12 protein-coding genes are annotated in these 14242 nt (G+C 72.5%); all 12 read left to right on the top strand.

Annotated elements, in window-relative coordinates:
• Window positions 1-30 precede the first annotated feature (30 nt).
• The 12 genes from BU204_RS03320 (at window position 31) to BU204_RS03265 (ending at window position 14202) form a co-directional block, all read left to right on the top strand.
• Window positions 31-831, top strand: a complete 801-nt coding sequence (locus BU204_RS03320; protein WP_075124029.1) for an SAM-dependent methyltransferase — start codon at window positions 31-33, stop codon at window positions 829-831.
• A gap of 78 nt (window positions 832-909) precedes the next feature.
• The gene (locus BU204_RS03315; RefSeq protein WP_075124028.1) at window positions 910-3120 is read left to right on the top strand and encodes a diguanylate cyclase domain-containing protein; all 2211 of its coding nucleotides are present in this window, start codon (window positions 910-912) and stop codon (window positions 3118-3120) included.
• Window positions 3121-3140: 20 nt separating this feature from the next.
• On the top strand, window positions 3141-3653 hold the full coding sequence (locus BU204_RS03310; protein ID WP_075124027.1) for a hypothetical protein: 513 nt from the start codon (window positions 3141-3143) through the stop codon (window positions 3651-3653).
• Window positions 3654-3716: 63 nt separating this feature from the next.
• On the top strand, window positions 3717-4652 hold the full coding sequence (locus tag BU204_RS03305; RefSeq protein ID WP_075124026.1) for a hypothetical protein: 936 nt from the start codon (window positions 3717-3719) through the stop codon (window positions 4650-4652).
• Window positions 4649-4954, top strand: a complete 306-nt coding sequence (locus BU204_RS03300; protein WP_075124025.1) for a transcriptional regulator — start codon at window positions 4649-4651, stop codon at window positions 4952-4954. The genes BU204_RS03305 and BU204_RS03300 overlap by 4 nt, the downstream gene beginning before the upstream one ends.
• A gap of 15 nt (window positions 4955-4969) precedes the next feature.
• Window positions 4970-8056 carry a S8 family peptidase gene (locus tag BU204_RS03295; RefSeq protein WP_143229283.1) on the top strand — a complete coding sequence of 1029 codons (3087 nt, stop codon included), beginning with the start codon at window positions 4970-4972 and terminating at the stop codon, window positions 8054-8056.
• Between the two features lie 52 nt (window positions 8057-8108).
• Window positions 8109-9656, top strand: a complete 1548-nt coding sequence (locus tag BU204_RS03290) for a PucR family transcriptional regulator (protein WP_075124023.1) — start codon at window positions 8109-8111, stop codon at window positions 9654-9656.
• A 121-nt stretch (window positions 9657-9777) separates the two neighbouring features.
• Window positions 9778-10893, top strand: coding sequence for an alanine dehydrogenase (ald, locus tag BU204_RS03285; RefSeq protein ID WP_075124022.1), 1116 nt, complete (start codon window positions 9778-9780; stop codon window positions 10891-10893).
• Window positions 10894-11434: 541 nt separating this feature from the next.
• The gene (locus BU204_RS03280; RefSeq protein ID WP_075124021.1) at window positions 11435-11641 is read left to right on the top strand and encodes a hypothetical protein; all 207 of its coding nucleotides are present in this window, start codon (window positions 11435-11437) and stop codon (window positions 11639-11641) included.
• Between the two features lie 5 nt (window positions 11642-11646).
• Window positions 11647-11946, top strand: coding sequence for a hypothetical protein (locus BU204_RS03275; protein WP_075124020.1), 300 nt, complete (start codon window positions 11647-11649; stop codon window positions 11944-11946).
• A 130-nt stretch (window positions 11947-12076) separates the two neighbouring features.
• Window positions 12077-13303: an ABC transporter ATP-binding protein gene (locus tag BU204_RS03270; RefSeq protein ID WP_075124019.1), complete on the top strand. Its 1227-nt coding sequence runs from the start codon at window positions 12077-12079 to the stop codon at window positions 13301-13303.
• The gene (locus BU204_RS03265; RefSeq protein WP_075124018.1) at window positions 13303-14202 is read left to right on the top strand and encodes an ABC-2 transporter permease; all 900 of its coding nucleotides are present in this window, start codon (window positions 13303-13305) and stop codon (window positions 14200-14202) included. Before BU204_RS03270 ends, BU204_RS03265 begins: the two co-directional genes overlap by 1 nt.
• Window positions 14203-14242: the final 40 nt, after the last annotated feature.

The raw sequence follows: 14242 nt of genomic DNA, 5'->3' as shown, positions 1-14242 counted from the left end.
GGTCACGGATCCGAAACGGAGAGGTGTACGGTGTCGCAGCAGACCCACTGGGTTCCTACCTCGGTCGACCTCGAGAAGGCAAGCGCGGCAAGGATGTACGACTACCTGTTGGGCGGGAACCACAACTTCGCGGTCGACCGTGACTTCATCCAGCAGCTGATGCGGCTACAGCCGGAGATCAAGCGGTACGCCCTGACCAACCGCTCCTTCATGCGTCGTGCGGTGCTGTACCTGATGGACCAGGGCATCCGGCAGTTCCTCGACCTCGGTTCCGGCATTCCCACCGTGGGCAACGTGCACGAGATCGCCCAGGCGGTGGACCCCACCTCCCGCGTGGTGTACGTGGACAACGAGCACGTCGCCGTCGCCCACAGCCAACTCCTCCTCGAGGACAACGAGAACGCGGCGATGGTGCACGCGGACATCACCAAGCCGCTGCTGGTGCTGCAGGACCCGGTCACCAGGAAGCTGCTCGACTTCGACCAGCCCATCGGCGTTCTGGCCGTCACCATCGGCCACTACATCCTCGACGAGCAGGACCCGGAGGGCGTGTACGCCGCCTACCGGGACGCGGTCGCGCCGGGCAGCTACCTCACGATCACCCACCTCACCGACGACTACCTCAAGGTGGACGAGCTGGCGGAGGCCATGACGAGGTCGCAGAACCGGATCGCCGCCCGGACGCGGGACCAGGTCCGGGCGTTCTTCGGCGACTTCGAGCTCGTCGAGCCGGGACTGGTGACCACCTCGCGGTGGCGACCGGAACGCCCGGAGGACGTGCAACCCGGGAAAGAGGACGGGCTCTACGCCGGTGTGGCCCGCAAGAACTGACGCCGGGAGCAACAGACCGGCAGCGGTACTCTGCTGCCGGCATCTGGTATCGCTGAGTATCGCCACGACTACGGACTGATGGACACCTATCCAGTGCACGCCACCCCGCCCCCGGCCTCCAGCCGGGAGGACCTGGCTCGGGCGTGGACGGGTGCCGCCACCTCGTCGGCCTACATTCCCAGGGCGGCCGACGAGCTGGAAGCGGTGCTGCTGGCGCTGGTCGACGAGCTGCTGGCGGCACTGCACGAGGAGACGGGCGGCGGTCTGGTCTCGGTCGGTGAACAGGTCGGCTCCCGGCTCGTCGACGAGGGCTTCATCGATCCGGAGTCCCTGCGCGCCACCATCGACGTGCTCACCGCCGGCCTGCTCGGCGACCTCGGCGACACGCCGGACGCGGAGCTCGCCCGGCGGACCGCGGCGCTGCTCGGCGCCATGTCCGCCGGCTACGCCGACGGGTTGCGTTCCTACACCCTGACCCAGCAGGAGCGGCTCAAACAGGCGCTGTTCAACGCGATGGTGCGGGCCGAGCACAGCCTGCGGGCCACGGAGAACCGGTTCCGGGAGGTGTTCACCTCCTCGGCCGTCGGCATCGCGATCACGGACCTGAACGGCATGTGCGTCGAGTCCAACCCGGCGCTGAGCCAGATCCTGGGCCGTCCGCACAACCACCTCGCCGGCCGGATCCTCACCGACTACTTCCTCACCGAGGACCCGATGCCGATGGCCGGCCTGGCCGGTCCCCGACCGGTGCCCGGGGACCTCTCGGCGACCTACCGCCGCGTGCTGGACGGCGAGGTGGAGCGGGTGCACGAGCAGCGCAGGCTCCGCAACGCCGACGGCGACACCGTGTGGGTGTTCGTCGCGATCTCGCTGCTGCACGACGGGGCCGGCGACCCGGCCTACTTCGTCACGATGGTGCAGGACGTCAGCGAGCTCCAGCTGCTCTCCGACCGGCTGGGCCACCAGCTGCTGCACGACGCGCTGACCGGCCTGCCCAACCGCAAGCACTTCGAGTCGAAGCTCGAGACCACGCTCGGCCAGGCGGCCCCGAACGCGTCGATCACGCTGTGCTTCGTGAACCTGGACGGGTTCGCGATGGTCAACAACAGCCTCGGCCACGAGTTCGGCGACCGGCTGCTGCGCACGGTCGGCCGGCGGCTGGAGGCGGCGGTGTCCGACGAGCGCGCGATGGTCGCCCGCCTCGGCGGTGACGAGTTCGCCGTGCTCGTCGAGGACCTGCCGGTGACCCCGGACGTGAACGGGATCATCGAGCGGATCACCGCCGAGCTCGCCGAGCCCGAGTACCTCGGCGACCGCAGCGCCGGGCTCGGTGCCAGCGTCGGCGCCGTCCGCTGCCGGGCCGGCGAGATGTCGGCCGAGGAGCTGTTCCGCGCGGCCGACACGGCACTTCGCCGGGCGAAGAGCACCGGGCGCCGGCAGTGGGCGACCTTCCACGGCCGCGAGGACGGGCTGGCCCGCGAGCGGGACGCGCTGGCCGCGGAGCTCCCCGCCGGCTGGGAGAACGGCCAGCTCACTGTCGCCTACGAGCCGGTGGTGCGGCTGGCGACCGGGAACGGCGGCCACCGGACGGTGGCGGCGCGGCCGGTGCTGCGCTGGCGTCGCGGCGAGGAGAGCTTCGGCCATCGGTTCTGCACCGAGCTCGCCGAGCGAACCGGCCTCTCGCTCCAGCTCGGCCCGTGGGTGCTGCGCGAGGCGTGCCAGCTGCTGCCGGCGCTGCGCGAGGTGTTCGCCGACGAGCCGGAGCCGTTGGTGCGGCTCCAGCTGTCCCGGGCCCAGTCCGGCGACGCGGACCTCGTGCGTGCGGTCAACGAGGCGCTGCGGGACACCGGCAGTCCGCCGGGGCTGCTGGAGCTCGCGCTGGACACCGGCGCGCTGCTCGACGAGTACGGCGACGCGCGGGACAACCTGGACGTGCTCAACGATATTGGCGTGGCGACGGGGCTGTGCGGGTTCCAGGGCGGTCCCCGCGAGCTGGACCTGATGGCGGCCTCGTCGGTGCGGTCGGTGACGCTGGCCCAGCACGGTCTCGGGTGCGCGGCACACGAGACCGCGAGCGGGGTGCTGCGCGAGGAGACCGAGCGGCTGGTGCGCACGATCGCCGCCGGTGGGCGCGAGTGCTCGGTACTGGACCTGCGGACCGAGGCGGAGGCGCGGTGGTGGGCGTCGGCCGGAGCGGTGACGACCCAGGGCGGCGTGTTCGGCCTGCCGGTGTCCCCCAGCGAACTGGCCAGCTTGCCCGATCCGACGCGTCGGCCGGCAAACGGTTGAGCGCGCCTCGACCGACCCTGATGGAAGATGTGGCCGTGGACCCGCAACCCGACCCGGACCGCCGGCAACGCATCGTCGAGGTCGCGAGCCAGGCGCTCGCGGCCATGAACGCCGGCGCGGACGAGGGCGCGGCGGACCGGGTGACCGCGGCCATCTCGGCCAACCCCACCAGCCGGGACGACGCGCAGGAGCTCATGCTGCTGCTGTTCGGCGAGTGCAGCGCGATGGTGACCGCCCTCGGCCAGGGCGCCGAGGCCCCGGTGAAGATGCAGGTCTACGACGACGACGGCCAGGAGGTCTCGATCGACGAGGCGGACCCGCCGGTGCGAACGGCCGTCCGCACCCTGCTCGCCGAGGTGCACGGCGACTCCGAGGCGGCCAGGACCCACATCCAGATCGCGCTGGCCAACGCCGCGCCGGAGGAGATGGTCACGCTGGTGATCCAGGCCCTGCGCTGGACGATCCGCCTGGCCCACGAGTGCACCACCCGCGACCTCCCGGTCGCCGACTGGATCACCGACGCCCTGTCCTGACCCCTGCCGTGCCGATCCGAGTTCTCTGTTGACCAAATCGGTTTGCAATGCAAACCTGTGTGCATGACAGATTCTGGGGACAGTGCCCTGACCGACCCGTCGTCGCGGGAACCGGACGCCGGCGAGCTGCTGACCGACCTGCGGTCCCTGCGTGAGCGGGTCCGCCTCGACCGGCACGGCTTCGCCTTTCCGCTGTTCCTGTTCGGCGGCCTGATCCTCCTCGCCCCGCTGCTCTACGGCCCGGCGCCGCGACTGGCGGACCCGAACGGCGGGCGCGTTGTCGTGCTGGCGAAGCCCGGCCCCTTCCCCCAGTTCGAGCCGGCCGTGGACATCGCGGACGGGTGGTTGGTCGGGTGGTACTGGATGCTGGTGATCGTCGGCGGGCTCGCCGCGACCGGCTGGTGGTACCGGCACCGCGCCCGGCGTCACGGGGTGGAGACGAGCGTCGCCGTGCCCTTCGCCGCGGCCGGGGCCGCGCTGTTCGGCCTGCTCATCGGGGACCGTCTGCTCACCGACGTACTCACGCCGGAGGGCTCGCTCTACTCCGACCCGGCGACCAACCTGCCGGTTCTGTTCGGCTCGGCCGCACTCGCGGCACTGGCCCTGGCCTGGGCGCTGCGTCCGGGGCGCACCGAACGCGCCAGGAGCCGGGGGGTGGCCGCGGGCACGCTGCTGGCCATGATCGCGTTCTCCGCGCTCTGCGTGTACATGCACGGCGGCTTCGCAGCCCTGCTGGTGATCGCGGTGGCGCTGCTCGTGCTGGCCGCCTACGAGCGCAGCACGCTGCTCGGCGTGGTCGCCGTGGTCTTCACCGCCGTGTCCGTCCCCGCCAACCACTCGCTCTGGTACTGGAACTTCCCCGAACTGTTCAGGAACGTCGGCCTGACCTGGTTTCCGGACACGCGGATTCATGCGCTGTACACGCTGCTGGTTCCCGGTCTGGTGCTGCTGGTCGGCGGCGCGGTGGCGGCGCTGCGCGGCCGGGGTGCCCGCGGATGAGTGACCACCCGACGAACGGGCTCAGCGACGTCGTCCACCAGCGGCACCGGCTCGGCATCCTGACGATCACGGCCGAGTCCAAGCGGATCGAGTTCGGCTACCTCAAGGAGACGCTCGACCTCACCGGCGGCAACCTCTCCCGGCACATCACCGTGCTGGTCGACGCCGGGCTGCTCAACCTCGAGAAGGGCTACGACGGACGACGGCCGAAGACCTGGGTCAGCATCACCCGCGCCGGCCGTGAGGCCCTGGCCGAGGAGATCGCCGCCCTGCGCGCCCTCGTCGACCGCCACGGCGACTGAGCGAGGAGACCTCCCGTGCGACCACGTCCCGAATCCATGATCGTCACCGTCCTCACGGCCCTGGCCTTCGCGGCCGCGCCCACGCCGACCTCCGCCACAACAAACCCCGACCCCGCGAGCGACACGGTCACCCTCGTCACCGGGGACCGGGTGTTCCTCCGGGTGGACGGCTCGGTCGCCGGACTGCGGCCGGCACCTGGCCGGGAGCACATCCCGGTGCACACCTATCGCGACGGCGCCGGAACCCACGTCGTCCCCGGAGACGCGACCCGACCGCTGGCCACCGGCCGGCTCGACCCGAGGCTGTTCGACGTCACGCTGTTGCGCGAGCTGGGCTACGGCGAGACGGCCGAGCCGCTGCCGCTGATCGTCGACGGACAGGTACCCGGCGCGCGGGCCGCACCGCGCCTGCCCGAAGGGGTCGCCGCCCGCGTGACCCGAAGTGTCGACACCTGGCGCGTACTCGCCGGCGCCCGCCGGGTCTGGCTGGACGGGCGGCGACGGCTCAGCCTGGACCGGAGCGTGCCGCACATCGGCGCCCCCGCCGCCTGGCAGGCCGGGCTGACCGGGGCGGGCGTCACCGTCGCCGTGCTGGACTCCGGCGTCGACCATGACCACCCCGACCTCGCCGGCCGCGAGGTGGCGGAACGCAACTTCACCGACTCGCCGGACACCGTCGACCGGCACGGCCACGGCACCCACGTGGCCTCGACCATCGCCGGCCAGGACGCGGTGTACCGGGGAGTGGCCCCGGGAGTCCGGATCATGGACGGCAAGGTCGTCGACGACGACGGCTGGGCGACGGACTCCGCGATCCTCGCCGGCATGCGGTGGGCGGCCGAGAACGGTGCCCGCGTGGTCAACCTCAGCCTCGGCGGGCAGGACACCCCCGGTACCGACCCGGTGGAGGCGGCCGTGGACTCGCTGTCCGCCGAGTACGGAACGCTGTTCGTGGCCGCCGCCGGCAACGGCGCGAGGCCGGGCACGATCGGTTCGCCGGCCAGCGCGGCTGCCGCGCTCGCGGTCGGCGCGGTTGACCTCGACGGAGCGGTCGCCTCGTTCTCCAGCCGGGGACCGGGCCTGGATCGGGTGGTGAAGCCGGAGATCACCGCGCCGGGAGTGGACATCACCGCCGCCGCGCCGGGCGGCGGCCACGCGACAGCCTCCGGCACGTCCATGGCCACGCCGCACGTCACGGGCGCCGCCGCGCTGCTCGCCGAGCGGAACCCGGGGTGGACGGGCCAACGGCTGCGGGCCGCGCTCACCGGCTCGGCCGGGCCGACGAGCGACGCCGGGGTGTTCGAGCAGGGAGCCGGGCAGGTGGACGTGGCCAGGGCGCTCACCTCGCCACTGTCGACCTCACCGCCGGTGGTCGATCTCGGTGTCGTCCGGTATCCGAACGCCGAACCCGTCACCAGGACGCTGACCTACCACAACGACGGCGCCGCCGACCTCACGCTGGACCTGGCGGTGGACGCCGCCGGGTTCTCCCTAGGCAGCGACTCGCTCACGGTGCCGGCACGCGGGCAGGCGGCGGTCGAGGTCACCGCCCTGCCGGGCAGCGGCACGACCACGGTCACCGCATCGGCCGGAGCGCTCTCGGTGCGCACCCCCGTCGGGGTCGTCTGGGAACCGGAGAGCTACGACGTCGAGGTGACCGTGCTGGACCGGGACGGGCGGCCCGCCGCCGACTACGACCTGCTGCGGCTCGGGTTCGGCGAGGAGGGCTCGCAGTTCCACCACGACCCGGACGGCACCGTCTCCCTCCGCCTACGCGCCGGCCGGCACGTGCTCAAGGCGACGGTCTACGGGGACCGCGCGCACGAGGTGGTCTACCCCGCGCTCACCGTCGACGGCGACACGGCCGTGACCCTCGACGCCCGCACCGCGCGGCCGGTGGCCGTCGACCTTCCCGACGGGGACGCCCGGGCGGACGGGTTCGACGTCGGCTTCGCCGTGGAGCTGCCCGACGGCGAGGTCAGTTCGCACTCGGTGATGTACTCCTCGCCGGACCAGGTGGCCGTGGCGCACGCGGGTCCCTCCTCGGCCGGTGTCATCGCGTGGCTCGCCGGGCAGTGGGCAGGCGGCACGTCGAACTACAACCTCGCCTGGTTCCGTCGCGGTGGGGGGTTCACCGGGTTCGACCGTGCGGTCGACCGCGGCGACCTGGCCCGCCTCACCACGCGGCTCGCCGCGGTCGCCCCGGGCGCGACCGGCGACCTGCTCATGTGGCCGGCCCCGCTCGGCGGCTTCTCTCCGGCCTTCCAGTTCGCACCGCCGCAGGCCAGACCGGTCGAGGTCGCCCTGCCCGCCGCCAGGACCACCTGGGTCAGCACGGACGTGGAGTGGTCGACGGCGCTGTGGCAGCAGACGGACACCGGGCGCAGCACCGTCCAGACCCCCGAGCGGCGGTACCGGCCAGGCCGCCACACCGTCGAGGACCTCGGTCGGCCGGTCTTCGGGCCGGCACTGCCGCCCACCCGCTACCCGACACCCGGGGCGTACCGCACCGGGAACTGGATCGTGGCGCGGGTCCCGCTGTTCGGCGACGGCGCGGGCAACGCGGGCACCTCGACCGTCGACGACGCCCGTACGGTCCTGTACCGCAACGGCGTCGAGGTCGGCGACGTGCCGGCGCCCGGCTCAGGCGAGTTCGAGGTGCCGCCGGAGGCCGCCGAGTACCGGCTGTCCACCTCGGCCACCCGCTCCGGCACCGAGCTGAGCACGCACGTCGCGGCGACCTGGACGTTCCGCTCCGCCCACGTCCCCGCCACGTCGACGCGGCGCCTGCCGCTCTCGGCCATCGGCTTCCGGCCGGCGCTCTCGACGACCGGCACCGCGCCCGTCGGGCCGTTCGCCGTACCGGTTGTAGTGACCGGCCCCACCGGTCAGCCCGTCCGCCCCCGCCGGTTGACCGTCGAGGTCTCCTACGACGACGGCGACACCTGGCAGGTCGTACCGGTGGACCGCGACCAGGTCGCGTCGCTCACCCACCCGGCCGGCCCCGGCTCGGTGTCGCTGCGCGCCTCCGCGGTCAACCACGACGGCACGACGGTGACGCACACCCTCGTCCGCGCCTACCTGCTCGAGCACCAGCCCTAGGCGAACCGCCTCGCCGGGGTGGACGATCACCCCAGCGAGACGGGAGCGATCGATGATCACGGTGCGCGGCGTGGTGGACCGGGTGGGTCCGACGTTGCTGCACGTGCGGCTGGACGGGCGGGCGAGCCACGTCAGCGATGTCGTGATCGCCGAGCCGGGGCGCAGGGACCAGGTCGGCGACGGTGACCTGGTCCTCGGCGTCTCGGTGCACGCCGTGCGGGAGGCGGTCGAGCTGGTGCGCCACTGCGGCGCCCAGGGCGCGGCGGCGGTCCTGCTCAAACCGCCGTTGGCGACCAGGGCGGCGGTTCGGGCAGCGGCGCAGACCTGCGAGCTCTCGCTGGTCGAGGTGCACGCGGGGGCTGCCTGGGCGCAGGTCGTCTGGCTGCTGCGGTCCGTGCTCGACGCGGCGGCCGACGAGTCCGAGCTGGGCGACACCCCCATCGGCGGGCTCGGTGACCTGTTCCGGCTGGCCGACGCCGCGGCCGCGGTGGTGGACGCACCGGTCACGATCGAGGACGCGAACTCCCGGGTGCTCGCGTACTCCGCCCGCCAGGACCGCACCGACTCCGCCCGCGTCTCGACGATCATGGGCCGGCGGGTGCCCGACGACGTGCTGGCCCGGTTCCGCTCCCGAGGCGTGTTCCGCGAGCTGTCCCGGGGCCGGACGACGATCTTCGTGCCGGCCCAGCGCGACGGCACGCTGCCCCGGCTGATCGTGCCGATCCGGATGGGCGGGGAGCTGCTGGGGTCCATGTGGGCCGTTGTCCCCGGTCCGGTCGCCGACGAACGTGCCGCCGCCTTCGCCGACACCGCACCCGTGGTGGCGCTGCACCTGCTGCGCCGCCGGGCCACCGAGGACGCCGAGCGGCGCAGGTCGGCGGAGGTGGTGCGGTCGCTGCTGGCCGGTGCGGGCAGCGTCCGGCTGGCCTCGGCCGAGCTGAACCTGGCCGACGAGCCGCACCGAGTGGTGGCGATCGCGAGCCAGGCCCAGGACACGCTGGGGGCCGAGGGCATGCGGCTCGCGCTGTGGGAGCGGATCACCGCGGGCGTGGGCAGCCGTCCGGCCGTGGCCGAGCTGCACGACGCCCTGTACGCGGTCGTGCCCGACCGGGACGGCGCCGGCGGGTGGCCCGCGTTGCGTGCCGCCCTGGCCGAGGACCGCACTCCCCCGCTGGTCGCCGCCGGTCCGGCGGTGGCCCTCGGCGAGTTGCCCGCCTCGCGCGCGCTCGCCGAGGAGCTGCTGTCGCTGCTGCGGGCCGGGTTGGTCGCCGGCCCGGTGATCGCGCACGAGCAGGCCTGGCCCGTGCTGGTGCTGCACCGGGCGGCGGTCGCCGTGGCCGGCGCGGGCGCCGCCGAGTTCGGCCCGCTGCCGGTGCTGCGGGCCCAGGACCGCGAGGCCGGCACGGCCTACGTCGACACCCTCTACGAGTGGCTGCGTCATCCCGGGGACCCGCGGGCGGCCAGCCGCGCACTGCGGATCCACCCGAACACGCTGCGGTACCGGATGTCGAAGCTCGCCGAGCTGGTGGAGGTCGACCTCGACGACCCGGACGTGAGGTTGGCCCTGCTCACCCAGCTGACGGCGTTGCGCTGGGCTTGAGCGAACTGTGCTGAGAACACGACCGGCAGAGGTCATTATCGTGCTGTCAGGACGATGACTATCACGCTCGGTCATCTCACTGTGGGGTATAGCACTCGTCTGGCCCAGTCGGGAGGAAGTCGTGAAGGTCGCCGTTCCCCGCGAGATCAAGAACCACGAGTACCGCGTGGCGCTGACCCCGGCCGGGGTGCACGAGTTGGTGACCCACGGCCACGAGGTGTTCGTCCAGGCGAACGCGGGGCTCGGCTCGGCCATCTCCGACGACGAGTTCATCGCCGCGGGAGCCAAGGTGCTCGCGACCGCGGATGACGTGTGGGCCGAGGGAGACCTGGTCCTCAAGGTCAAGGAGCCCATCGCCGAGGAGTACCCGCGGCTGCGGTCGGACCAGGTGCTGTTCACCTACCTGCACCTGGCCGCCGACGAGCGGCTGACCAGGGCGCTCATGGCCGCCGGCACGACGGCGATCGCCTACGAGACCGTGCAGACCCCGACCGGCGCGCTGCCGCTGCTGGCGCCCATGTCGGAGGTGGCCGGGCGGCTGGCACCCCAGGTCGGTGCGTTCGCCCTGATGCGTCCCTCCGGCGGCCGGGGGGTGCTGCCCGGCGGTGTGCCCGGCGTGCTGCCGGCACGGGTCGTGGTGATCGGCGGCGGGGTGGCCGGCATCAACGCCGCGGCGATCGCGGTGGGCATGGGCGCGGACGTGCAGGTACTCGACACCAACGTCGACCGGCTGCGCCAGATCGACCACGAGTACCGCGGCCGGCTGCGGACGCTCACCAGCAACCGTTTCGCCGTGGAGGAGGCGGCCCGCGAGGCCGACCTGGTGATCGGCGCGGTCCTGGTCCCCGGCGCCCGTGCACCCAAGCTGATCAGCAACGACCTGGTCAAGGAGATGCGGCCGGGTTCGGTCCTGGTCGACATCGCCATCGACCAGGGCGGCTGCTTCGCCGACTCCCGGCCGACCACCCACGCCGACCCCACCTACGAGGTGCACCAGTCGGTGTTCTACTGCGTGGCGAACATGCCGGGAGCGGTGCCGAGGACGAGTACCTACGCCCTGACCAACGTGACGCTGCCCCACGCGGTCGCCCTGGCGAACAAGGGCTGGCACCGGGCGCTGCGCGAGGACCCCGCGCTGGCGCTGGGCCTCAACGTGCACGCCGGCGCGGTCACCAACGCCCCGGTGGCCGAGGCGCACGGCCTGCCGCACGCAATGTTGACCGAAATAGTCAACTAATCAACACCCTCCATTCCGGCGGCCGCCCAGGAAAGCGTGAGAAAAAGCACGTTCCCTCGATCGGGCGGCACGCCGCGAGAGGAGGGGGCGACACGCCGAGGCGAGGTGCCTGGCAGCCCGTGGTCCGGTGTGGAGTGTCCGACTGGCACGGACGGCGGCGCAGGGCCGGTACGCGGCACCGGAGGCAGCCGGCTCGTCCGGCAGGCGCTCCGACCAGCATGGACCGAGGGCGTCAGGGGGCCTGGAGAAGTAAAGGGGCGGCCCGCTCAACCAGCCTGGGGGTCACTGGGAGCGGGCCGCCAACGCAAGGATATGCGATCGGGGCGCTGTCGACACCTACCGGGGTCGGCAAGTTGAGCGTATTTGATAACGAATTGAGGCGAATCAGCCCAGATCGCCCCCGCGGAGGCCCCTGCAAGTTGCCACCGACACGTTGCCGGGCCCGCGCGGTCCGCTCTCGATCGGGTGAGAATGGCCGCATCGGGGTGAAGTACCGCCGTTACCACTTCGGTATGCGCGGCGCCGCGCCGATGCGGGTTTGGTGACTGAACCTCGATGGTCCGTTCGCTGCCACGACCCCTTCGGCCGAGATCGCGCGCTGACCGTGCTGGTCGAGGACGGGCGGGTGGTCCTCGTCCCGCCGCCGGGCGCCGCCGCGGTGCTGTCCACCCAACAGCTCGCCGGGCTGGGTATCGCCCTCGACCAGGCCGCCACGGTCCGCGCCCGCCGTGAGCGCTGGGTGGGTTGACCAGCATGTACGACAATCTCCGCCGCGCCGTGCTGCACCGCCTCGACGTGCTCGAACGCGCGGTCGACCACGCCGATCCGTCCACCCTGCTGCCGCTGGCCCGCACCGAGCTCGACCGCCTGGTGACCGGCTGGCGCCGGCTGCTGCGCTCCCACGGCGCCGACGAGTCCGGCCGGTGCGCCGCCTGCAGCCGAGGCATCCTCGCCCGCCGGCGCCCCTGCCCCGTCTGGCGCCTGGCCCACCAGCAGCTCCTGGACGAGGGTCCACCGCACCGCGCCCGCCGCCGGTTCCTCCGCGCCCGCTGACCGAGCCCGTCTCCTGCCGCCGTCTCCTGCCGCCCGCACCAGTCAACTCGGACCAAAGCACACGGTTCACCCCACCGGGGGATTGGCATGCGGCAAGATGTGCGCACGACTCGGCAGGCAGGAGGGGCCAGTGCACGACGGTAGCGGCCGCATCGTGGTTCAGAACCTGACCAAGAACTTTGGTCAGGTGGCCGCGGTACAGAACCTGAGTTTCCAGGTCGAGCCCGGATCGGTGACCGGGTTCCTCGGCCCCAACGGTGCCGGCAAGACGACCACACTGCGGATGCTGCTCGGCCTGGTCACCCCGACCGCCGGGCACGCGACGATCAACGGGCAGCTGTTCCACCAGCTGGAGAACCCCGCCCGCGTGGTCGGTGCCGTGCTCGAGGCCCAGGGCTTCCACCCGAGCCGCACCGCCCGCGACCACCTGCGCGTCTACTGTGCGGCGATGGGCATGCCCGACCAGCGGGCCGACGAGATGCTCAACCTGGTGGGTCTCGGCTCGGCGGCTACCCGGTCGGCCGGCGGGTTCTCCCTCGGCATGAAGCAGCGCCTGGCCCTGGCCACCGCCCTGCTCGGGGATCCGCAGGTGCTGGTCCTGGACGAGCCGGCCAACGGCCTCGACCCGGAGGGGATCGCCTGGCTGCGGACCTTCCTCAAGGCGTTCGCCGCCAGCGGTCGCACCGTCCTCATCTCCAGCCACCTGCTGGCCGAGGTCGAGCAGACCATCGACCAGGTGGTGATCATCAGCCACGGCCAGACGATGTACTACGGCCAGCTCGACGAGTTGCGCCGGTCCCAGCAGAGCCGGGTCATCGTCCAGCCCGCCGACCCGAACAAGCTGGTCGCGGCGCTCCAGGAGGCGCAGATCACCAACGTCACCCCGATGCCGGAGGGCCGGGTCGCGGTCGTGGGTGCCACGGTCCAGCAGATCGGTGACGTCGCCGCGCGGGCCGGGGTGGCGCTCTACGGCGTCCAGGAGGAGAAGGCCGACCTCGAGCAGCTGTTCTTCCGCCTGACCAGCGGCCAGTACGCCGCCCCCGGCACCCAGCTGCCGCCGCCGGGCCAGGGACAGCCCCAGCAGGGCTACGCCCAGCCGGTGGGCCAGCAGGGCTACCCGCCCAACCAGGCCCCCCCGCAGCAGTTCCAGCAGCAGGGCCAGCAGTCCGGCTACCACCAGCCACCCCCGGGCTACCAGCCCGGTTACCAGCAGCAGGGCACACCGCCCGGCGGCTGGGGACCGCCGCCGGGGCAGCCGCCGACCGGCACCCCGCCCGGTGGGTGGGGACCACCACCACAGCAACAGCAGCAGTACCAGGCCCCGCAGCAGGACCAGCAGCACGGAGGTAACGCCTGATGGGCCGGCTGATCAGCGCGGAGTTCCGCAAGATCCTCACCACCCGGCTGTGGTGGGCGCTGGCCATCCCGGCCGTCCTGCTCGCGGTGGGCTGGGCCTGGGGTGTGTCCGCCTTCGTGACCGACATCGCCGACGACGTGGCCGACTCCGACCTGCTCGCGACGACGGGCATCGAGGTCAGCGACATGTCGTGGTCGGTGCTCGCGCTCACCAGGGCGATGAACATCGCGACGATCTTCCCGATGGTGTTCGGCGCGCTCGCCCTGGCCAGCGAGATCAACCGCAAGACCATCACCACGACGTTCCTGACCGCGTCCAGCCGGGCCTCCGTCCTGGGCGCGAAGGCGATCACCTACACGATCTGGGGCCTGGTCTACGGGGTCGTGGTGGCCGGCGCGGCGAGCCTCGGCACCGTCCTCGGCTCCAACCCCGACTACCTGCCCGAGGGCGGCGACTGGTTCCTCGTCCTGATGTCCGGGATCATCGCCTGCGTCCTGTGGACGCTGCTCGGTATGGGTGTCGGCGCCCTGCTCGGCTCGCCGGTCGGCGCGCTGGTGCTCCTGCTGGTCTACGCCTCGTTCGTGGGCCCGGTCGGCGAGCTGATCCTGTTCGGCGTGACGGAGGGCTCCCACCTCACCGGCTGGATGCCCAACGGCTCGGCCAACGGCCTCACCGGAGCCACCGCGAGCGAGGTGCTGTTCGGCCAGGTGCAGGAGATCGTGGGCAACAACGCGGTACTCGCGCAGGCCGACATCGAGGACTTCGACATCGGCGTGCGGTTCGCCGCCGGCGCGCCGGGCGCGTACTCGCTGTGGGTGAGCGGGCTCATCTTCCTCGGCTGGACGATGATCTTCTTCGTCTCCGGCCTGCTCCGCAACCAGCGCCGCGACATCACCTGAGTCGGCCGCCGAGGGTTGTCAGGGGTTCGACCTAGTCTGG

It is taken from the genome of Actinophytocola xanthii, from assembly GCF_001921205.1.
Classification (GTDB): domain Bacteria; phylum Actinomycetota; class Actinomycetes; order Mycobacteriales; family Pseudonocardiaceae; genus Actinophytocola; species Actinophytocola xanthii.
This window is presented reverse-complemented; position numbering and strand designations above follow the sequence as displayed.

What these genes read in the sequence shown, in the direction of transcription:
- BU204_RS03315 (WP_075124028.1), top strand. Translation starts at nt 910, where the DNA reads ATGGACACCTATCCAGTGCACGCCACCCCGCCCCCGGCCTCCAGCCGG.
- BU204_RS03310 (WP_075124027.1), top strand. Translation starts at nt 3,141, where the DNA reads ATGGAAGATGTGGCCGTGGACCCGCAACCCGACCCGGACCGCCGGCAA.
- BU204_RS03305 (WP_075124026.1), top strand. Translation starts at nt 3,717, where the DNA reads ATGACAGATTCTGGGGACAGTGCCCTGACCGACCCGTCGTCGCGGGAA.
- BU204_RS03300 (WP_075124025.1), top strand. Translation starts at nt 4,649, where the DNA reads ATGAGTGACCACCCGACGAACGGGCTCAGCGACGTCGTCCACCAGCGG.
- BU204_RS03290 (WP_075124023.1), top strand. Translation starts at nt 8,109, where the DNA reads ATGATCACGGTGCGCGGCGTGGTGGACCGGGTGGGTCCGACGTTGCTG.
- BU204_RS03275 (WP_075124020.1), top strand. Translation starts at nt 11,647, where the DNA reads ATGTACGACAATCTCCGCCGCGCCGTGCTGCACCGCCTCGACGTGCTC.
- BU204_RS03265 (WP_075124018.1), top strand. Translation starts at nt 13,303, where the DNA reads ATGGGCCGGCTGATCAGCGCGGAGTTCCGCAAGATCCTCACCACCCGG.